Source organism: Ruegeria sp. AA3, assembly GCF_056542905.1.
Genome location: NZ_JBQGAQ010000016.1, coordinates 32,749 through 53,007, shown reverse-complemented (window position 1 = coordinate 53,007; position 20,259 = coordinate 32,749). Strand labels below are relative to the sequence as shown.

General features: G+C 57.2%; 17 protein-coding genes. 14 read left to right on the top strand and 3 right to left on the bottom strand.

The genetic code is table 11. The features are described 5' to 3' along the window. The first annotated feature begins 48 nt into the window (after positions 1-48). The 7 genes from ACR0JR_RS20440 (at position 49) to mdoH (ending at position 9,551) form a co-directional block, all read left to right on the top strand. Positions 49-513, top strand: a complete 465-nt coding sequence (locus ACR0JR_RS20440) for a DUF302 domain-containing protein (protein ID WP_480457808.1) — start codon at positions 49-51, stop codon at positions 511-513. A 79-nt stretch (positions 514-592) separates the two neighbouring features. Continuing rightward, entirely contained in the window at positions 593-2,212 is a 1,620-nt protein-coding gene (locus ACR0JR_RS20435) for a thiamine pyrophosphate-binding protein (protein WP_480457806.1), read from the top strand. Continuing rightward, entirely contained in the window at positions 2,199-3,383 is a 1,185-nt protein-coding gene (locus tag ACR0JR_RS20430; protein ID WP_480457804.1) for a CaiB/BaiF CoA transferase family protein, read from the top strand. Before ACR0JR_RS20435 ends, ACR0JR_RS20430 begins: the two co-directional genes overlap by 14 nt. A gap of 180 nt (positions 3,384-3,563) precedes the next feature. After that, on the top strand, positions 3,564-4,934 hold the full coding sequence (locus tag ACR0JR_RS20425; protein ID WP_480457802.1) for a tetratricopeptide repeat protein: 1,371 nt from the start codon (positions 3,564-3,566) through the stop codon (positions 4,932-4,934). Between the two features lie 35 nt (positions 4,935-4,969). After that, entirely contained in the window at positions 4,970-6,187 is a 1,218-nt protein-coding gene (locus ACR0JR_RS20420; protein ID WP_480457801.1) for an OpgC family protein, read from the top strand. Continuing rightward, positions 6,184-7,683 carry an OpgD/OpgG family glucan biosynthesis protein gene (locus ACR0JR_RS20415; RefSeq protein WP_480457799.1) on the top strand — a complete coding sequence of 500 codons (1,500 nt, stop codon included), beginning with the start codon at positions 6,184-6,186 and terminating at the stop codon, positions 7,681-7,683. The genes ACR0JR_RS20420 and ACR0JR_RS20415 overlap by 4 nt, the downstream gene beginning before the upstream one ends. Then, a complete protein-coding gene (gene mdoH / locus ACR0JR_RS20410) occupies positions 7,680-9,551 on the top strand; it encodes a glucans biosynthesis glucosyltransferase MdoH (RefSeq protein ID WP_480457797.1) in 1,872 nt (623 codons plus the stop codon). The genes ACR0JR_RS20415 and mdoH overlap by 4 nt, the downstream gene beginning before the upstream one ends. Here the strand turns inward: mdoH and ACR0JR_RS20405 are convergent, their stop codons facing one another. Both ACR0JR_RS20405 and ACR0JR_RS20400 read right to left on the bottom strand, forming a co-directional pair. Further along, positions 9,552-10,367 carry a CE1 family esterase gene (locus ACR0JR_RS20405; RefSeq protein WP_480457796.1) on the bottom strand — a complete coding sequence of 272 codons (816 nt, stop codon included), beginning with the start codon at positions 10,365-10,367 and terminating at the stop codon, positions 9,552-9,554. Continuing rightward, positions 10,367-10,837 (bottom strand): rhodanese-like domain-containing protein, encoded by a 471-nt coding sequence (locus ACR0JR_RS20400; protein ID WP_480457794.1) that lies wholly within the window; start codon positions 10,835-10,837, stop codon positions 10,367-10,369. The genes ACR0JR_RS20405 and ACR0JR_RS20400 overlap by 1 nt, the downstream gene beginning before the upstream one ends. A gap of 212 nt (positions 10,838-11,049) precedes the next feature. On the opposite strand from ACR0JR_RS20400, the gene ACR0JR_RS20395 reads away from it, so the two are divergent. The 7 genes from ACR0JR_RS20395 to selD are packed head-to-tail and all read left to right on the top strand — an operon-like array spanning position 11,050 to position 19,145. Next, complete coding sequence (locus ACR0JR_RS20395) at positions 11,050-13,920, top strand: monovalent cation/H+ antiporter subunit A (RefSeq protein ID WP_480457792.1); 2,871 nt, start codon at positions 11,050-11,052, stop codon at positions 13,918-13,920. Continuing rightward, complete coding sequence (locus ACR0JR_RS20390) at positions 13,920-14,279, top strand: Na+/H+ antiporter subunit C (protein ID WP_010438934.1); 360 nt, start codon at positions 13,920-13,922, stop codon at positions 14,277-14,279. The genes ACR0JR_RS20395 and ACR0JR_RS20390 overlap by 1 nt, the downstream gene beginning before the upstream one ends. Next, positions 14,276-15,823 (top strand): monovalent cation/H+ antiporter subunit D, encoded by a 1,548-nt coding sequence (locus ACR0JR_RS20385; RefSeq protein ID WP_480457791.1) that lies wholly within the window; start codon positions 14,276-14,278, stop codon positions 15,821-15,823. Before ACR0JR_RS20390 ends, ACR0JR_RS20385 begins: the two co-directional genes overlap by 4 nt. Beyond that, positions 15,823-16,320, top strand: coding sequence for a Na+/H+ antiporter subunit E (locus ACR0JR_RS20380; protein ID WP_170470849.1), 498 nt, complete (start codon positions 15,823-15,825; stop codon positions 16,318-16,320). The genes ACR0JR_RS20385 and ACR0JR_RS20380 overlap by 1 nt, the downstream gene beginning before the upstream one ends. Next, positions 16,317-16,586 (top strand): K+/H+ antiporter subunit F, encoded by a 270-nt coding sequence (locus ACR0JR_RS20375; RefSeq protein ID WP_010438928.1) that lies wholly within the window; start codon positions 16,317-16,319, stop codon positions 16,584-16,586. The genes ACR0JR_RS20380 and ACR0JR_RS20375 overlap by 4 nt, the downstream gene beginning before the upstream one ends. 7 nt (positions 16,587-16,593) lie before the next feature. Next, positions 16,594-16,980: a Na+/H+ antiporter subunit G gene (locus ACR0JR_RS20370; RefSeq protein WP_010438925.1), complete on the top strand. Its 387-nt coding sequence runs from the start codon at positions 16,594-16,596 to the stop codon at positions 16,978-16,980. A gap of 5 nt (positions 16,981-16,985) precedes the next feature. Further along, a complete protein-coding gene (gene selD, locus ACR0JR_RS20365) occupies positions 16,986-19,145 on the top strand; it encodes a selenide, water dikinase SelD (protein WP_480457789.1) in 2,160 nt (719 codons plus the stop codon). Here the strand turns inward: selD and mnmH are convergent. Beyond that, positions 19,136-20,188, bottom strand: a complete 1,053-nt coding sequence (mnmH, locus tag ACR0JR_RS20360; RefSeq protein WP_480457787.1) for a tRNA 2-selenouridine(34) synthase MnmH — start codon at positions 20,186-20,188, stop codon at positions 19,136-19,138. The two genes, selD and mnmH, sit on opposite strands and share 10 nt — an antisense overlap. Positions 20,189-20,259: the final 71 nt, after the last annotated feature.

Here is a 20,259-nt window from a genome sequence, read left to right as displayed (position 1 = left end):
CAGCGCTTTTCTGTCATCTATTCTCCAAACAACAGGAAGGGATAGAACATGAGGGCGCTTTGTGCTGCGATCTGCCTGCTGGCCATGCCTGCGTGGGCCGACGGCATCGAACCTCTTGCAGGATGGGCGATCTACTCCAGCGGAAAAAGCTATGAGAGCCTCGTGGAAGACACAAAGGCCGCGGTAAAAGAGAACGGCCTGATCGTGGTCACTCAGGCCGGACCGACCAAAGCAGCGGCCTCGCGCGGCATTACCATTCCGGGCAACCGAGTGATCGGCGCATTCAACAACGACTACGCGGTTCGGGTCCTTGAAACCTCGACGAATGCGATGATCGAAGCGCCCATCCGTTTCTACGTGACCGAGAACAAGGATGGCACTGCGACCCTGTCCTACAAAACGCCAAGTTTTGTGTTCGCCCCATATACGGATGAAGGCGGTGAGGCGCTGCGCGATATTGCCGCCGAATTAGACGAAAAGTTTCAGGCCGTGGCGGAAAGCGCCGTCAAATAGTCACACTGACGTGAAGCTGCTTGCGTCCGGGCGCGTCCTCCGCAATCTGCTGAAAGATAAACTTGTCGGAGCTTGATTGATGCAGGACCTGTCCCCCCGCGCTGCGGATCTGTTGGCACAACGCCTTTTCGAGGCCGGATGCCGCCACGCGTTCGGAATGCCCGGTGGCGAGGTTCTGACCTTGGTGGATGCGCTGGAAAGCGCAGGTATCACCTTTCATCTGACCAAACATGAAAACGCAGCCGGCTTCATGGCCGAAGCCGTTCATCATCGCGATGGCGCGCCTGCGATTCTGGTGGCCACGCTTGGCCCCGGCGCGATGAATGGGATCAACGTGGTCGCGAACGCTCTGCAGGATCGGGTGCCGATGATCGTGTTGACCGGATGCGTCGATGCGGACGAAGCGCTGACCTACACTCATCAGGTGATGGATCACTCGCAAGTCTACCGCTCGATCACCAAGGGCACTTTCAGGCTAACTGCTGACGGGGCCGATATCATCGCCGACAAGGCGGTATCGCTTGCGAACCAGCCGCGCCCCGGTCCGGTGCACATCGATGTGCCAATCTCGGTGGCCGATACGCGCGTATCGGGGGTTAAACACCGTCGTCTCGCGAAAGTCGCACCCGTCGCACCTGGCGCTGAATGTCTGGAAAAGGCTCGCCGTTGGGTGGCCGAGGCCGAACGCCCCTTGGCGATCATTGGTCTCGATATTCTCTACGACGACTCGCGCTGCGTCGTGCGGGCGTTTCTGGAGCATTTCAACATTCCATTCGTCACCACCTACAAGGCAAAGGGTGTGGTGCCCGAGGATCATCCGCTGTGCCTGGGTGGAGCGGGTCTGTCTCCGCTGGCCGACAAGCATCTGGTTCCGCTGGTAGAACAGGCTGATCTGGTACTGTGCCTGGGCTACGACCCTATCGAGATGCGCCCCGGCTGGCGCGAGATTTGGGATCCTGAAGACAAGCGCGTGATCGACATATCAGCCGTTGTGAACGATCACTACATGCATCAGGCCGGACTAAATCTAGTCGCCGACACCGGCGCAACGCTAGAGGCTATCGCGAAAGGCAACCCCGCCCGAAATACGTGGCCGAATGGTGAACCGGATCAAGTCAAGACAGCACTGGCAGAAGCCTTCCCAACCGATGAAGACTGGGGGCCAGCGGCGATCATCGCGGAAACCCGTGCCTCGTTACCGGCAGAAACGCTCGCCACAGCCGACAGTGGCGCCCATCGCATTCTGCTCAGCCAGATGTGGGAATGTTCAGAGGAACGCGGGCTGATCCAGTCTTCGGCGCTATGCACAATGGGGTGCGCTGTTCCAATGGCGATTGGCTTGAAACTGGCTGAACCGGACCGCCCCGTGATCAGCTTCTCGGGCGACGCCGGGTTTCTGATGGTCGCCGGAGAGCTTTCGACCGCCGCCGAAATGGGCGGCAACCCGATCTTTCTTGTGTTTGTCGATGCCAGCCTTGCCCTGATTGAATTGAAGCAACGCCAGCGCCAGATGGGCAATCGAGGTGTCGATTTCGACCGCCACGACTTTGCAGCCATGGGGCGCGCCTTTGGCGGGTACGGTCATGCGGTGCGCAACCGCGACGAATTGCGGGCAGCGCTGGATCAGGCGTTGAAAGCCGACAAATTCACTGTCATTGCTGCGGAGATCGACCGTGGAGGATATGATGGCCGCATCTGAAGGACCCCTGAAGGGCGTCAAGGTACTGGATCTGTCGCGCATTCTGGCTGGCCCGACCTGCACGCAACTGCTGGGTGATTTGGGAGCCACCGTCATCAAGATCGAAAACCCCGCGACCGGAGGTGACGACACGCGGCAATGGGGTCCTCCCTACGTCGAACACGCGGATGGTAACCGCTCGGATTTGAGCGCCTATTTCATGTCATCCAATCGCAACAAGAAATCGGTCGCGTTGGATATCGCCTCGGCGGAAGGTCAAGCGGAAATCCGGAGATTGGCGTCTCATGCGGATATCCTGATCGAGAACTTCAAGCCAGGCGGGCTGGCGAAATACGGGCTCGACTACGCCACCCTGTCCAAAGAGTTTCCGAGCCTCGTCTACTGTTCGATCTCGGGTTACGGGCAGACCGGTCCGAACGCATCGAAACCCGGTTATGACCTGATGGCACAAGGCTATGGCGGGGTTATGTCGCTGACTGGAGATCCCGAAGGCGCACCAATGAAGGTTGGCGTTGGCATCGCCGATGTGATGTGCGGCATGTATGCCTGCGTCGGTATTTTGGCGGCTCTGCGGCATCGCGATCTGACCGGCGAAGGCCAGCAGGTCGACCTTGCGCTGGTGGATTCGCAAGTGGCCTGGCTGATCAACGAAGGCGTGAACTACCTGACCTCGGGCAATGTGCCTCAACGGCGCGGCAACGGGCATCCAAACATTGTCCCTTACGACGTATATGCAACCAGCGACGGGCACGTGATTCTTGCGGTCGGAAACGACAGCCAGTTCAAAAGATTCTGCAGTTTCATCCAACACCCAGAGCTTGCTGACGATCCGCGATTTGCCACCAATCCTGCCCGTCTTAAAAATCGTGACGCATTGAATGCAATCCTTCGCCCTGCCGTACAGGCGCTGGATACCAGCCGCGTTATTGCAGGACTGGAAGAATTGAAAGTACCGGTTGGTCCTGTGCAAACACTTGATCAGGTCTTTGCCTCTGATCAAGTTGCTGCCCGGCAGATGCAGGTCACCATGCAGGCTGCACCCGGTGAGGTGCAATTGATCGGAAACCCTCTGAACCTGTCCCGTACACCTGTAACATATCGCAGTGCACCTCCAGTCTGTGGCGCTGACACACAAGCTGTTCTAAACGCAGAAAATCCCTTCGAAGATTGAAACACTCTGCCTGATTAGGCGGCAAGTTGCTGAAACATGCCCTTGAATCGGCGGTTTTTTTCGCGTTTTCCACACACGCGTTTTCACCAATTCGAGAGCAGGGTCGATACTGTTACGACCCCGCGGCACACTCTGTTACATCAAACACTATAGAATGCCGCAATCAGATTGGACCCAAGCATGAAACAAGACGTCTTTGGACAGATGAACACCCTGACCCAGCCCGCAAGCGTCGAGGCGTGGGATGGTGTTCTCCTTGGGTTCATGGCGCACGCAGCCGTAACGCCGCAGCATCTGGGCAAGGTGCTAGAGCTTGAACCGGACTTTGCCCTGGGTCACGCGGTCAAAGGTCTGTTCATGGTCCTGCTGGGACGGCGCGAGATGATCGCGGTCGCAGCCGAAGCATTGACCGCAGCCAATGCCGCGATGGAGCGTCAGCCAGTTTCGGACCGTGAAAGGCTGTATGTCGAGGCACTGGCGATGTATATGGCTGACCTCCCCACGCAAGCGGTACAGAAATTCGAAGAAATCCTTCGGGCGCACCCCACGGACACTCTGGCGATGAAACTCAGCCACGCCACTCGGTTCGTTCTGGGGGATTCGCAAGGTATGCGCCGTTCGATTGAGCGCGTGATGCCCGCTTACGAACCCGACCACGCTGGGCGTGGATATCTGCTGGGCTGCCATTCATTTGCTCTTGAGGAAACGGGTGCCTACGAGAAAGCCGAGATCGCCGGGCGTCAGGCTCTTTGGATGGTTTCCGACGATGCGTGGGGATTGCACGCCGTCGCGCATGTGCATGAGATGACGGGAAATGCTCAGTTGGGCCTTGACTGGCTTGCGGGGCGCGAGGATGCCTGGGCGCATTGTAACAATTTCCGCTATCATGTGTGGTGGCACAAGGCGCTGATGCATCTGGATCTGGGTCAGGTCGATCAAGTGATGGCTTTGTATGATCATCACATCCGTCAGGACAAGACCGACGATTACCGCGATATCTCGAATGCGACTTCGCTGCTGTCCCGGCTAGAGCTTGAAGGGGTGGATGTCGGCAACCGCTGGGAAGAACTGGCCGATCTCAGCGCTGCCCGAACCGAAGACGGCTGCCTGATCTTTGCCGACCTGCATTACTTGCTGGCCCTGACTGGCGACAACCGTTCGGATGCGACCAGCAAAATACTGCACCGCATCCAGAGCGATGCCCAGCGTAACCAGGGCGATACGCCGATCCGCATGTCTGATCCCGGCGTCGCTGCGGCCAAGGGGCTTGAGGCCTTTGGCGAAGGCCTCTATCGCCAAGCCTTTGACTTTTTGTCAGACGCACGTGGTGGAATGCAGCTGGCTGGTGGCAGCCACGCCCAACGTGATGTATTCGAGCGCATCACAATTGATTCAGGCCTGCGCGCCGGCCGTCTGGATGCTGTCGAGCGCATTCTTGACGACCGCCGCGCCAAGCGCTCCGGTGGCGAAGACAACTATGCCCTCGCCCGCCGCGCATTGATCGAGGCCGCACGCGATAATGGCGACGCACAAAGCGTCCCCGCCGAATAAGAACAATAAAAAAGACCAAGAAGGACAGAAACCGTATGGCGACTGCATCGCCCGCTTCTGATTTTGCTCCGGTGGCCTCTCAAAGCGCCGCCCCTGCCCGCACGCGCGACCTGCGCCTTGATTTCTATCGCGGTATCGCGATGTTCATCATCCTTATTGCCCATATCCCGAACGATCCCTGGGCCAAGTGGATTCCTGCCCGGTTCGGGTTTTCGGATGCAACCGAAATCTTTGTTTTCTGCTCCGGCATGGCCTCGGCCATCGCCTTTGGCGGAGCGTTCATGCGCAAGGGCTGGTTGATGGGCACCGCGCGCGTCTCGTTCCGTATCTGGCAGGTCTATTGGGCCCATATTTGTCTGTTTTTCTTCGTCGCTATGACTATGGCAGCGCTGAACCAAAGCGGGCTGTTTGAGAAAAACTATATCTCGTCGCTAAACCTGCAGCATTTCTTCAATGACCCCGCAACGCAGATCGTGGGGCTGTTCACTCTGACCTATGTGCCCAACTATTTTGACATCCTACCGATGTATCTGGTGGTGCTTGCGATGATGCCGCTGTTCATGGGGCTCTATCGCGTCGGATTCTGGGCAGTCGCGCTGGCATCGGTCACGATCTGGCTGATCGCGCAATACGATTACCTTGATCTGCCTGCAGAGCCCTGGTCGGACCGGCAATGGTTCTTCAACCCGTTTGGCTGGCAATTGCTGTTCTTCACTGGCTTCGCGTTCATGCGCGGCTGGATTCCCGCCCCGCCGGTTTCAAAAACGTTGATCTGGGCGGCCTCATTATTCCTGATCTTCTCGATGCCGTTTGGTTCGTGGAAGGTTTTTACCTGGATAAATGCCGCAGCACCCGATCTCGCTGATGAAATCCGTAAAGTCTGGCCGGTAACCAAAGAGTTCCGCAACAAGACAGATTTTGGCCTTTTCCGATATTTGCATTTCCTCTCACTGGCCTATCTGGGCTGGGTTGTTGCCGGTGAGCATGGCCACCGCCTGATCGTCACCGGTCAGGGAACCGCAGCGAAGGTTTGGCAGTTCCTGCTGAGTGTCATCACCAAAGTCGGGCAGCAGTCGCTTGCGGTCTTTGTATTTTCCATGGCTGCAGCACGACTTATCGGCGTCGGATTGGACCTGAGTGGGCGGGATGTTGCCAGTGTCTTTGTCGCCAACATGATTGGCTTTGCCATGATCATCGGCGTGGCCTATCTGGCCGCGTGGTTTAAGTCACACCCTTGGAAGACTAAGAAATGAATTTTACACGCCGCGCATTCCTCGCCTCATCAACGGCATTGATCCTCGCTCCGGCAGCTCATGCGACCGGCGGTGAGGTCGCCTTTGACCGCAACACAGTTATCGAAATGGCGCGCGATCTGGCGAGCCGACCTTATGTAGAACGCGAGATGGTGCCGCAAGAATGGCAGGATCTGAATTATGAGCAATATCGCTCGATCCGTTTCCAGTTGGAAAAAGGCCTTTGGTACAGCACCAAGTCACCGTTCGAAGTCGACTTCTTCGCGCCCGGACTTTACTTCCCTCGCGCAGTGCAAATTTCAACCGTCGACCATGGTCATGTGACACCTGTTGCCTTTGATCTGGACATGTTCACAAAAAGCGAAGACGTTCCCTCTTTGCCTGCAGATGAAACGCTGGGCTTTTCGGGGTTCCGCCTGCGTGCCGAGATGCATCGGCCCGGGTTAACCGACGAGTTCTGCGTCTTTCAGGGTGCCAGCTATTTCCGCGCGATCGGTTTGCACGAAGCATATGGTTTGTCAGCACGCGGTTTGGCGCTGAAAACCGGCGATCCCGATGGGGAGGAATTTCCCGATTTCATTCGCTTCTGGCTCGAAAAGCCTGCATCGGGACAGCGGAACATGGTGGTCCACGCCCTGATGGACAGCCCCAGCGTCAGTGGTGCGTACCGGTTTGAAATCACGCCAGGTGACGACACCATCATGGACGTCAGCGCAACGCTGTTTCCACGCACCGAACTGTCCCATGTCGGCATCGCACCAGGCACATCCATGTTCCTGTTCGATCAGACCAATCACAGCCGGTTCGATGATTTTCGCCCCGCAGTTCACGACAGCGACGGGTTGCTGATCCGGAATGGTGCGGGCGAAGTCCTATGGCGGCCATTGGCCAATCCAACCCGCCTGCAGATCGCCTCCTTTGTGGATATGAATCCACGTGGCTTTGGCCTGATGCAGCGTAAGCGCGAATTCTCAGACTACGCTGATCTTGAGGCCAACTATCACAAGCGCCCCAGCCTGTGGGTCGAGCCCAATGGGGACTGGGGCAAGGGGTCTGTCACGCTGGTAGAAATACCCGCAGATCAGGAAATCTATGACAATATCGTCGCCTACTGGCGGCCGATGGAGCCGTACGCAGCAGGCAGCCAGGTTGATATGTCCTATCGCCTGATCTGGGGCGAAGAGCCTCAGCGCACACCCGTTGCGCGGGTCATCAATACGGCCATGGGCGATAACACCTTTGGCGAAGGCCGTTTGGCCGTGATCGACTTTGAACCAAGCGATCTGTTTGACGACCCCGAGGAGATGACTGTTTTTGTCGACTCGCCCCATGCTGAGACATCGGACGGGGTGTTGCAGCGTAATCCTGATACCGGTGGATTGCGACTGGCGTTCTCGTTTGAGCCGGGTGATCGCAACCATGTCGAATTGCGCGCGCAATTGCTGAAAGACAAACAGCCGGCCTCTGAAGTCTGGCTATACCGTTGGACCTCATGAGCCGCGATCTTCATATCATGCCACCCGAGGCCCCTCTGGCGATGCCCGCGCAGAACTTTGCGCAGGGGTTCCGCGATGCGCAGGCCCCGACTGGCGGTCGGAGACCATCAACCGGATTCTGGCGTGCGCTGGCCTTTTCACCGGCGATGGCGGCAACTTTGGGCCTGCTCTGGGTCATGTCTGACTGGTTTAGCGCCGAAGGGATCAACCTGGTCGAAGGTATCCTGCTAACGTTGATCTCTTTCAACTTCTTCTGGATTTCATTCACGGTCTGTACCGTGTTGCTAGGGATGGTTTCGCTATCCCGTCAGGAGCAGCCCAAACGTGAGGGCCGACCGCAACCGCTACGCGTGGCGCTGTTGACGCCGGTCTACAACGAGGTGCCCTGGAACGTTCTGGGCAATGCTCGCATAATGCTTGAAGACCTGCAGCAACGCGGCGGTCAGCACCATTATGCAATGTTCATCCTGTCCGACACGCGCGAACCCGAGATCGCCGCGCAGGAACGGGCCAGCGTTGAGGCGTTGCGGACAACCTTGGCACCAGGTTTGGAGCTTTACTATCGCCGCCGCCCTACAAACACGGATCGCAAGGTCGGGAACATTGCCGATTGGGTCAGCCGTTGGGGCGCGGATTGGGATGCGATGCTGGTGCTGGATGCCGACAGCTTGATGACAGGTCGCGCGATCAGCCGTTTGACCGACGCGCTGGCGCGTGATCCGGGTGCAGGCCTGATCCAGAGCTATCCGCAACTGATCGGCGCGCAGTCGGTTTTCGCCCGGATGCAGCAATTTGCCAATGGTGTCTATGGTATCGCCTTTGCCGAAGGTCTGGCCCGCTGGTGCGGGCAAGAAGGCAATTACTGGGGCCATAACGCCATCATCCGCACAAGCGCTTTTGCTACCAGCGCAGGCTTGCCGAAGCTGAAGTCTCTCAATGGGCAGGACAAGCTGATCATGAGCCATGATTTCGTCGAGGCCGGACTGCTGCGTCGCGCCGGATGGGCCGTGCGTTTTTTGCCACGCATTCGCGGATCGTATGAAGAAACACCACCCACCCTCATCGACCACGCAATGCGCGACCGCCGTTGGTGTCAGGGCAACCTGCAGCACCTGAAACTGCTTGGTTCGACGGGGTTCCGTGCGGTCTCACGCTTCCATATGTTTCACGGTGCGGTCGGATATCTGATGTCGCCGCTATGGTTTGCGCTTTTGGTGATGTGGGCTTTGATCGGCCAGGGCAAGGATGCCTCGGTTCTGCATTACTTCAGCCCCGATAATCCGCTTTTCCCGCAATGGCCTGAGATGTCCGAAACACGCCACGTACTGATCATTTTGGTGATGTACGCAATGCTGCTGGCCCCCAAGGTTCTGGGCGTGGCCGCACTGCCCCTCAGCGGCGTACGATATTCCGATTTCGGCGGCACCCGTAAGTTCTTTACTTCATTCCTGTCCGAGGTCGTTTTGTCCGTTCTCTATGCTCCGATTTTGATGGTGCAGCAGATGATCGCGGTTTTCCGGACTGCTCTGGGCATTCAAAAAGGCTGGTCACCGCAGGCCCGCGATGGCGGCAGCTATGGGGTGCGGACCTTGATCTTGTGCCACGCGCTTGAAACCGTAAGCGGTGTGGCATTGAGCGTTGGTATTCTTGCTGGTCTCGTCTCAGTTTGGTTGGCCCCAATCGCGATCAGTCTTGCGTTGGCAATCCCGCTTTCGGCGCTGAGCGGCGTATCAGCGGGCGCTGCGCGTCGTATGGTCGGGATGCGCGAAGACGTCAGCGAGCCTGCTATCACCCGGTCAGCGCGTCGCTATCGTGATGAGTTGAAGCGCCTGATCGAAGGTAAGGGCATCGTCACTCCAGCAGAATAGTCAACTGCCGGGTAAGCCCTCGTACCAATCCACCATCATATCGGCCCAACCTTTGGGCACTGTATGTCCACCTGGAAACAGCGCGAATTCCAGCGCGCTTCCTTCAGCGCATCCCATCCAGTTCCGACGCATGAACTGGCCAGTGGTTGAAAACCCGCTGGGTTTGGTATCGACGCATTCATTGGCAATGCGCCAAATTTCGAGACCAGCAAAGATATCACCTTGATGGAACCGGCCTCCGCCCAGTATGCGCCCTTCCAACGGAACCACATTGTCTGTCCAACCGTGGGTGTGGAACAGACGGACCGGTCCTTCGCAAGTCTCCGGATGCGGCCTCCAGAAACCGCCTGAAACCGGTGCGTAGGCCGAGAAGGTTTCCGGCGCCGCGCAGGCAAGGTAATAAACCATAAATGCACCCGCTGAAAAACCGCTTAGCACTACCCGACCGGGGTCAATGTCAAACCGATTGGCCGCATCCTGAACGGCTTCGGTCAAAAAATCGGCCTCGTCACGTCCGTCCCAACCAGGAAAGAAGTTCCAGCTTTGACGACCATTCCGCTCGGAACCTTCGGGGGCCATCACGGCGTAGCCTCGTTTCAGCAATGCTTCGACCATAGCCCGGTTCTTGAGCGTCCCGGTGCCCGTGCCTCCGTAGCCATGCATGAATACGACTAGCGGCGGATTGTCATCTGCCGGCAACTCGATCTGATACGCGCCTGCATCTGTCTTGCAAACCCCATCTTGATCACCGCAAACGGCCAGAGCGGTTTCCCCCGTGAAGGCAAGGCCCAAAGCCAGCCATAATCTCGCTCGCATTACCTATCCTCTTTGTAATCATTGACCGGCAGACCCGCACGAACCCAACCTGGTCCGGCGGCCGACCCCAACATACCCTCAGGCACATCGATGACATTGGTGAAACCCGCTTCGGTCAGTTGGTTGCTTAACCGGGCAGAACGTACACCACGCGCGCAAATCAATGCCACCGGCGCGGTGCGATCGCCCTCGAGCAATTGATCCAAAACGGGCACAAAATCTTCGCGTCGCATGTCGAGCGGATGGGCACCTTCACCGATCCCCGTTGCGCGCCATTCGCGAGGGGTACGGATGTCGATCAGAACAATATCCCCCTGCCGCACGTGCTGGTGGGCAGTGGAAACCGCGATCTGATGCCCTGCGTAATCCTGTGGAATCAAACGGTATTCCCGGAGTGCGAAGCCTCCGGCTATCACCGTTCCTGCTCCAAGCAAGACCCATCGACGGGTTTTGATCGCGTGTTCTGCCAAATTGCGACTCCTGGTGTAAATTTGGGTCATATCACAAGCACGCCACCTTTTCGCGTCCCTGTTCGTGCGCGTTGTTCAAGATATCGTCATCGCCCCCCGAACAACTTTGCAATGGTCAATCTCTTCGAAAAAACAGCCCAATCTCTGGACAGTTCGGAATTTTTCCCTACAAAATCAGGACTAACTTGACCGCACAGACCGGAGTATCGCACTTGTCCCTATTCCTTATCGCGGCCCTTCCCTTCCTCGGAGCTGTTTTTCCAGCCCTCTTGATCCGGGCAGGACGAAACGCAGCAGCTTCCGCGGCAGGGCTGACCACATTCCTCGCCCTCATGGGACTATTGATCCATATTCCCAGCGTCATGCGCGGCGAGGTGGTGACTGCGCGATTTGACTGGATACCGGGGCTGGGGCTGAACGCGAATTTCATGCTCGACGGGCTGGGTTTTCTGTTCGCGCTGCTGATCTTAGGGATCGGCTTGCTGATAATCCTGTATGCGCGGTTTTACCTGTCACGCGAAGATCCGATGGGGCAGTTCTATACCTATCTACTGTTGTTTCAGGGCGCGATGGTCGGTATCGTTCTGTCTGACAACATATTACTTCTTCTTATTTTCTGGGAACTTACGTCCCTAAGCTCATTCCTTTTGATCGGCTATTGGAGGCATCTGCCCGAAGGGCGGCAAGGTGCCCGGATGGCGCTGGCGGTCACCGGCTCAGGCGGGCTGGCGATGATCGCCGGGATGCTGATCCTGGGCAACATCGTCGGCTCCTACGATCTAAGCGTCATCCTGCAGAACAAAGAACTGATACAGGCGTCGCCCTACTACTTGCCCGCGCTGATCCTGATCCTGCTGGGCTGTTTCAGCAAGTCGGCGCAATTCCCGTTTCATTTCTGGCTACCGCACGCCATGGCTGCACCGACACCAGTTTCAGCCTATTTGCACTCTGCCACAATGGTAAAAGCCGGTCTGTTCTTGATGGCCCGGATGTGGCCGGTTCTGGCAGGTACAGAGGCGTGGTTCTACATCGTCGCCACAACCGGCCTGATCACCATGTTGCTGGGCGCGGTGATTGCGCTGTTCAAGGACGATTTAAAGGCGCTGCTGGCCTTTTCGACAGTCTCACACCTTGGATTGGTGACCATGCTGCTGGGCTTTGGCACCAAGATCGCGGCTGTGGCGGCCATCTTCCACATCATCAACCACGCTACATTCAAGGCCGCTCTGTTCATGACCGCTGGTATCATTGACCACGAAACCGGCACACGAGACATCAAGCGCCTAGGTGGATTGCGTCACTTGATGCCGATCACCTTTACCATCGGTACCATTGCAGCGCTGTCGATGGCCGGCCTGCCTCCGCTAAATGGTTTCTTGTCGAAAGAGATGATGCTGGAAGAGACGGTGCATACGACCTGGCTGCACTCGCATTATCTGGTTCCCGGTCTGGCGCTGTTGGCCGCACTGTTCTCTGCCGCTTATTCCTTCCGCTTTGTCGCGCATGTTTTTCTGGGTGCTGAACGCAAAGATTATCCAGCTCACCCGCATGACCCCCCTATCGGGTTGTGGCTGGCGCCTGCGTTCCTTGTGGTTTTGGTGGTCCTTATTGGCCTCTATTCCGCGGCGATCGTCGGCCCTCTGGTCGCGGTTGTCTCCAGCGCCGTGATTGGTGGTGAGAAGCTGCCCTATTATTCGCTGAAACTGTGGCATGGTTTCACGCCCGCGCTTTACATGTCAGCGGTAGCAACACTGGGTGGTTTATTCCTGCTGTCCCTGCATCGCAGGGGTGAGCAGATCTGGAATGCCCTGCCCCGCCCCGAGGCCAAGGTGATCTTCGAAGCAGTCATCAGCGCGTTGACCCGCCTTAGCCAGTGGATCACGGATGAGCTGCACAACGGCGTGATCAGCCGCTATGCCATCATCCTGATCGCCTTCACGGTCGGCATCGGTTACTACGCCTTTGCAACTGGCACGATAGGCATAGAAACCAGGGTGCCGCTCCCGGCCCAGATCATTCCCATCATCGGTTGGATTTGCCTTGTCGCGGCGACACTTGCGATCATGTGGTTTCACCGCAACCGCCTGCTCTCGCTAGTGTTGATTGGGGTTGTCGGTCTGATCGTATCCATGGCGTTCAACTATCTCTCGGCCCCCGATCTGGCACTGACGCAGATCTCAGTTGAAGTTGTAACCATGATCCTTTTGTTGCTGTCGCTGAACTTCCTGCCCACCGAAACGCCTTGGGACAGCAGCGCCGCACGGCGCTGGCGCGATGCAGCGATTTCTGTTGTGGCCGGGATCGGCTCGGGCGCGTTGATTTACGCGCTGATGATGCGGGATTTCGCATTTCCGACGATTTCAGATTTCCATCTTGCGAATTCCTACAAAGGCGGTGGCGGCACCAATGTGGTGAACGTAATCCTCGTCGACTTCCGGGGATTTGATACGTTTGGCGAGATCATCGTGCTGGGTATTGCCGCCCTGATCATCTTTGCCCTGACCGAAGCGGTTCTGAGCACCAATGTGCGCGGCTATTTGCTGAACCGCAAACCGCACTGGCCGCAGTCGGGTGACTCGCATCCTCTGATGATGGTTGTTGCCACACGGGTAATGATGCCAATTGCCTTGATGGTTGGTGCCTACATCTTCTTCCGTGGCCATAACCAGCCCGGAGGTGGCTTTATCGCAGGCCTCATCGTCGCCATCGCATATCTGATGCAATACATGGCCAGTGGATACACATGGGCCATCGAACGGCAACGGTTCTACTACCACGGCACGATCGGCTGGGGTGTCCTGATTGCCGCCGCCACCGGTTTAGGCGCGTGGTTTAATGAGCGCCCGTTCCTGACAAGTGATTTCGGTTATATCCACTGGCCACCTCTGGAAGAGTTCGAATGGGCCACTGCAATTCTGTTCGATACCGGAGTGTTCCTCGCCGTATTGGGGGCGGTGATGCTGGCGCTCGACAGCCTGTCGCGGTTCGCCTGGCAGCCAGGCATGGCGCAGGAATTCCCGATGGATATCAATCCGTTGCGGGACAATCCTCCGGAAGATGAAAATGAGAAGGAGCAGGCCTGATGGAAGCGCTCGTAGCCTCTGCAGTAGGTGTGATGACCGCCGCCGGGATTTTCCTGATCCTGCGCCGCCGAACCTTCCCGGTTATTTTGGGCCTGTCTCTGATCACCTATGCCGTAAACGTATTCCTGTTCGCCACAGGACGTTTAGCGCTGGACGCCCCGGCCGTTCTGAACAAATACGAAGATGTGCCCTATACCGATCCGCTGCCGCAAGCGCTGGTTCTGACGGCAATCGTGATCTCGTTCGGGATGACCGCGGTGATCGTGATGATCGCCCTGTCTGCCTATCTGTCCTCGAAGGATGACCATATTGACATGAGTGCGAGCGACAGCGTGGATGCACCGGGAGAAGACGCATGAACCACTGGATCGTTGCGCCGATCGTCCTGCCCGCGATCCTGGCCCCGTTCATCATCATGGTCCTGCGATATCATCTGGATTTGCAACGCATATTCTCGGTCGCGGGGGTAGTCGGGCTGCTGGGGATCGCACTGACCATCACAGCGCAAGCCACAACCGGGGAAATCCAGGTCTATGAGCTGGGCGATTGGCCTGCGCCATTCGGCATCGTGCTGGTATTGGACCGGATGTCGGCCATGATGGTGCTGCTTACTGCGTTGCTGGCCCTGCCCATCGTTCTTTACGCCATCGGATCAGGGTGGGATGATAGGGGCAAGCATTTCCACGCCCTTTTCCATTTCCAGCTCATGGGCGTTTGCGGGGCCTTTCTGACCGGGGACGCCTTTAACCTATTTGTGTTCTTCGAGGTCCTTCTGATCGCTTCGTACGGGCTCATGACCCACGGAGGCGGAGCGGTCCGGCTGAAGGCGGGAGTGCAATACGTCACCTACAACCTGCTGGGATCAACCCTTTTCCTGTTTGCGCTTGGAACTATCTACGCCGTCACCGGCACGCTCAACATGGCTGATCTGGCTGTTCGGGTCGCAGAAATTCAACCCGAGGATACCGCCCTGCTACGGGTTGGGGCCGTTCTGCTGCTGTTGGTGTTCTGTATCAAGGCTGCCGTGCTGCCGCTGCATTTCTGGCTTCCTGCAAGTTATGCCAATGCGCCTCTACCTGTGGCCGCCCTGTTTGCAATCATGACAAAGGTCGGGGCCTACTCTATCCTGCGGGTGTATACTCTGGTCTTCGGGCCGGACGTTGCCGCAACCGAAGGGCTGGTTGGTGCGTGGTTGCAACCTGCAGCATTGGTCACCTTGGCGGTTGGTGCCTTAGGCATTCTGGGCTCACAGCATATCGCACGGATGGTTGCCTTCTGCGCCATTACCTCGATGGGAACATTGCTCATCGCTATCTCACTATTCAGCGAGGTCGCAACGGCGGCAGCCCTATATTACGTCTTCCATTCGACGCTCGCGACCGCTTTGCTATTCTTGGTGGCGGATATGGTGATGGAACGTCGTGGAGGTGCCATCACGCCGACTGCACCGATGCCGCAAACCGGGCTGATCTCGGCCCTCTTCTTTGTTGGTGCCATTGCGATGGCAGGAATGCCCCCACTATCCGGCTTCATCGGCAAATTGCTTGTTCTTGACGCCTCGCGCGGGGCGCCGGATGCCAATGCGGTCTGGGCTGTGATCTTGATCGGATCATTCGTGACCATTGTCGGATTGGCCCGTGCCGGCACACTCATTTTCTGGAAGTGCCACGACGTACAGGCAATCCCGCCAACTGAACCAGATTCAGAAGAAGAATCAGTTGCCACCGCAATTGCGCCCGAACCACACGCAGCCCTTGCGTTTAGCTCAGTCTTTGGCGCGGTTCTTGGTCTGGTACTGCTCACACTATTTGCTGGCCCGGCACTGCAGTACACCAGTAAAACCGCAGAACAGTTGTTTACCCCCGAGAACTACATCTCGGCCGTGCTGGGGAGGGAAGAATGATTAAGCTGCTACGCCGGATATTCCCCCACCCTCATCTGACCGTATTGCTGACGATCGTCTGGATTTTACTGGCGAATTCGCCGTCTCTGAATTCGCTTGTGTTCGGCTTGTTGCTGGGGATCATTATTCCGTTCATCACGCAACCCTATTGGCCTGACCGTCCCAAGCTGCGCAATTGGCCAATGGTCGTGGAGTACATGCTGGTCGTGCTGTGGGATATCGTGATGGCCAATATCGCAGTCGCTCGAATTATCCTGTTTAAAAAGGATGCCGACCGCCAACCTGGTTTCGTTTGTGTCCCGCTCGAACTGCGTACGCCAGAAGCGATCACAGTACTTGCTGGAACTATCACCATGACACCCGGTACCGTTAGCTGTGATCTGTCCGCACAAGGGCACAATCTGCTGGTACACTGCTTGGATGCGCCAAACCCCGAGGAAGTGCGCGACCAGATCAAAAGCCGCTACGAGCGCCGCCTTAAGGAGATTTTCGAATGATCGAATATGCGATATATTTTGCATTCGCCTGTTTCGGAGCGGCGATCATGATGTGCCTTTGGCGGATCATCACTGCAGATGGCGTGGGAACCCGTGTACTGGCACTGGATACAATGGTGATCAACACCATCGCATTGCTGATACTGTATGGGCTGAGCATCGAAACCGAGATTTTCTTTGAGGCCGCGATGATCATCGCCATGCTAGGCTTTGTCTCAACCGTGGCCTACGCGCGCTTCATGCTGCGCGGCAACATCATCGAGTGAGGGCGGCATGACATTTATCTTCGAACTGCTCATTGCCTTCTTCCTGATCGTCTCGGGCATATTCGGCTTTGTCGGCTCGTTTGGCATGATTAAGCTGAAAGACCCGATGTCGCGATTGCACGCACCAACCAAAGCGACAACGCTGGGCGTGGGAGGTGTACTCCTGGCTTCGATCGCACATTCAGTACTGCTTGAGGGCAAACTTTCACTGCATGAGCTGTTGATTACGCTGTTCCTTTTCCTGACGGCACCGATCACGGCCCTGTTCATTGCCAAATGGCACATTCATCGACATGAAAAGCCCAGTGATTTGCCTGATGCGGGCGAGGATGAGCTTTGGGCCACCCACGCCGTTGAGCAGGTTGAAGACGTCCCGGATCACAGCGCGAACTAGTTACAATGCACACACCACCGCTGCCCCTGACCCGCGATCTGGTTCTGATTGGCGGGGGTCACACCCATGCGCTACTGCTACGCAAATGGGGGATGAACCCGTTGCCGGGTGCGCGTATTACGGTGATCAATCCCGGCCCGACCGCGCCCTATTCGGGAATGTTGCCGGGCTTTGTTGCAGGCCATTATCAGCGTTGGGAACTTGATATCGATCTGGTCCGTCTCGCCCGCTATGCAGGGGCTCGGATAATATTGGGCACAGTTGAGGGGATCGATCCGGACAGACGTCAAATCCATGTTCCCGGACGCGCGCCGGTGGAGTTTGATGTCGCCTCGGTCAACGTGGGTATCACGTCAGATATGCCTGCCTTGCCCGGGTTTTCCGACCATGCGGTCCCCGCCAAACCCCTTGGCCGCTTCGCCGCACAATGGGAGGAGTATCTTTCAGAGCCCGGCCCCGCCTCGGTCGCGGTGATCGGTGGCGGTGTTGCCGGTGCTGAATTGGTCATGGCAATGGCCCATGCCCTGCGTACCAAGGGGCGCACGGCAAAGCTCACTTTGATCGATAATGCAACCGCCCTGTCCGCAACAGGTCCAAAAGCCTCAGCAACCATCCGTCAGGCCATGAAGCAACTAGGGATCGAGGTTCTTGAGCAAGCTTCCATTCAACAAATTTCAAAGGGGCGAATTGATCTGTCAAACGGTCATCAGATCGCTGCCGAATTCATCACCGGAGCGGCAGGCGCACGGCCATATGATTGGATTTCCAACAGCGGCCTCGCGCTTCAAGACGGCTTCATCCAGGTGAACGCGTTCCTGCAATGCAGCGATCCTGCGATCTTTGCCGCTGGTGATTGTGCGCACCTTTCAGATAACCCGCGTCCCAAAGCCGGGGTATACGCGGTGCGCGAGGCACCGATCTTGTATGACAATCTGCGCGCTGCACTGGGTGCCGGGAAGATGAGGCGGTATGCGCCTCAAAAGGATTACCTGAAGCTCATCTCGCTCGGCCAAAAATCTGCGCTTGCCGAACGATTGGGAACCTCGTTCAGCGGACCGCTCATGTGGAAGTGGAAGAACCGCATCGATCAGCGTTTCATGAACAGATTTCGTGAACTGCCCCAAATGCCCGCCCCCACTCTGCCTCGGTATCACACTGCTGGGATGCAAGAGTTACTGGGAGAAAAGCCGATGTGCGGTGGATGCGGTGCCAAGATCGGTCGAAGAGCGCTGCAAACAGCGCTGGCCGAACTGCCGCGGCTTGAAAAGCCTGACATCACTCACCTACCTGGCGACGACGCGGCATTGCTGAAGACCGGTGGTGTACGACAGGTTATTACTTCGGATCATCTGCGCAGCTTCACTAATGATCCGACCTTGATGACCCGAATTGCCGCCGTTCATGCACTTGGTGATATATGGGCGATGGGCGCACAGCCACAGGCCGCGACGGCCACAATCATCCTGCCCCGCATGTCCGCTGAACTCCAGCAACGCACGATGGCCGAGATCATGCAGGTTGCCAGCACCGTCATGCATCAGGCCGGTGCTGAAATTGTCGGCGGGCACAGTTCGATGGGTGATGAATTGACCATTGGCTTCACGTTGACAGGTCTTTGCGAAGCCGAACCCATCACGCTAGGCGGTGCGAAATCCGGTGATGCCTTGATCCTGACAAAGCCACTAGGCAGCGGTGTGTTGATGGCTGCTGAAATGGCCGGGCAAGCAAAAGGAGATTGGGTCGTTTCCGCTTTAGAGCACATGATACAGCCGCAAGGCGAGGCATCCCACATCTTAAGAGGCGCCCACGCGATGACCGATGTCACAGGATTCGGTCTGGCAGGTCATCTGCAGGGCATGTGTGAGGCTTCGGGATGTGGCGCGACCCTGTCTTTGGCCCAGATCCCGGTTATGACAGGTGCAGTTGAACTAAGTGATCAGGGCATCCGATCCACAATTTACGCCGATAACCGCGCCATAACCCCTGAACTTCCAACCGGAGGCAAAGCTGACCTGTTGTTCGACCCCCAAACAGCCGGAGGCCTGTTGGCAGCTGTTGCATCCGAGGAGGCTGAACATCTATGTGCCCAACTGCAGGCCGTCGGCTATCCTGCTGCTCTGATCGGCCACCTGAACACGACACCGGGCCTGCGCGTTCACAACTGATCAAGTATCCTTTCGATCTGTTCCGCTGTCGCGGACAACCCCTTGCCATCAAGTGACGGGGCATCAATCTGGGCGATTACCTCAGCGTGTTGTGCTTTACGGGATTTGGCGTAAGCCGGATCATAGTGCTGCTCCATCAGTGCCTGAGTCAGAGCCCTTTTGTCCCCCGCGTCAATCAAATCCAACCAACCATCGACAACATCATGGCCACGATGAAGCCGCAGCGGTGACAATCGGTCTCGTAGCCTTTCTCTATCTGACAAGATGTCGTCATAGGCCGAAACCAGATACGCCGTGCGCGCTTCGATCGGCGCATTGATCTGAATTCGGGGTGCCGAACACAGGGCAGACCACAGGCTGGGTGGCAAGATCAGGTTTCCGATTTTCGACGATTCCGCCTCAACCACGATGGGCCGCGCCTCGTCCAATTCAACCAGAGCTGCGGTCAAAGCAGATTCAAACGCTTTCTGACTGGGTTGGCCGCCGGGCATTTCGCCCAACAATGATCCTCGGTGATTGGCCAACCCTTCCAGATCAACCACCTGAACACCTAGCGTCCGCAGGTGCGCCAGCAGGTCAGTTTTGGCAGTCCCGGTGTATCCGTCCAGCGCGACCAACCGATAGGGCAGCGCATCATCATAAAGATATTGCTTCACCATCCGGCGGTAGGATCGGTATCCGCCTTCAACCACCTCGGCACGCCAGCCAATCTGTTGTAGCATCCAGCCGAAGGACCCGGATCGCTGACCACCACGCCAGCAATAAACCAAGGGTTTCCAGTCTCCCTCATGGTGGCTAAGTCGGTTCTCAATGTGACCCGCTGCATTGCGAAACACCAGTGCCGCACCCAACTTGCGGGCCAGAAACGGGCTTTGCTGGACATACATGGTGCCAACCCGCGCACGCTCTTCATCGTTCAGAACGGGAAGGTTGATGGCGCCGGGCATGTGATCCTCGGCGAACTCAGCTGGGCTTCGCACGTCAATGACCGTATCAAACTCGTGGCTGTAAAGCTGTGCCAGACTGGAGAATTTCAATGTCATGCCAACGGTCTATCGCGCCTATCGGCAGAAGAAAAGCAAGCGGCCATCAGTGACACCGGAACGCTGCATTG

Excerpts from the sequence above, each read along its gene's own strand:
- mnmH (WP_480457787.1), bottom strand. The coding sequence starts at position 20,188 with ATGACATTGAAATTCTCCAGTCTGGCACAGCTTTACAGCCACGAGTTT.
- ACR0JR_RS20405 (WP_480457796.1), bottom strand. The coding sequence starts at position 10,367 with ATGCGAGCGAGATTATGGCTGGCTTTGGGCCTTGCCTTCACGGGGGAA.
- ACR0JR_RS20435 (WP_480457806.1), top strand. The coding sequence starts at position 593 with ATGCAGGACCTGTCCCCCCGCGCTGCGGATCTGTTGGCACAACGCCTT.
- ACR0JR_RS20390 (WP_010438934.1), top strand. The coding sequence starts at position 13,920 with ATGGAAGCGCTCGTAGCCTCTGCAGTAGGTGTGATGACCGCCGCCGGG.
- ACR0JR_RS20440 (WP_480457808.1), top strand. The coding sequence starts at position 49 with ATGAGGGCGCTTTGTGCTGCGATCTGCCTGCTGGCCATGCCTGCGTGG.
- ACR0JR_RS20425 (WP_480457802.1), top strand. The coding sequence starts at position 3,564 with ATGAAACAAGACGTCTTTGGACAGATGAACACCCTGACCCAGCCCGCA.
- ACR0JR_RS20430 (WP_480457804.1), top strand. The coding sequence starts at position 2,199 with ATGGCCGCATCTGAAGGACCCCTGAAGGGCGTCAAGGTACTGGATCTG.
- mdoH (WP_480457797.1), top strand. The coding sequence starts at position 7,680 with ATGAGCCGCGATCTTCATATCATGCCACCCGAGGCCCCTCTGGCGATG.
- ACR0JR_RS20370 (WP_010438925.1), top strand. The coding sequence starts at position 16,594 with ATGACATTTATCTTCGAACTGCTCATTGCCTTCTTCCTGATCGTCTCG.
- selD (WP_480457789.1), top strand. The coding sequence starts at position 16,986 with ATGCACACACCACCGCTGCCCCTGACCCGCGATCTGGTTCTGATTGGC.
- ACR0JR_RS20385 (WP_480457791.1), top strand. The coding sequence starts at position 14,276 with ATGAACCACTGGATCGTTGCGCCGATCGTCCTGCCCGCGATCCTGGCC.
- ACR0JR_RS20420 (WP_480457801.1), top strand. The coding sequence starts at position 4,970 with ATGGCGACTGCATCGCCCGCTTCTGATTTTGCTCCGGTGGCCTCTCAA.
- ACR0JR_RS20375 (WP_010438928.1), top strand. The coding sequence starts at position 16,317 with ATGATCGAATATGCGATATATTTTGCATTCGCCTGTTTCGGAGCGGCG.
- ACR0JR_RS20415 (WP_480457799.1), top strand. The coding sequence starts at position 6,184 with ATGAATTTTACACGCCGCGCATTCCTCGCCTCATCAACGGCATTGATC.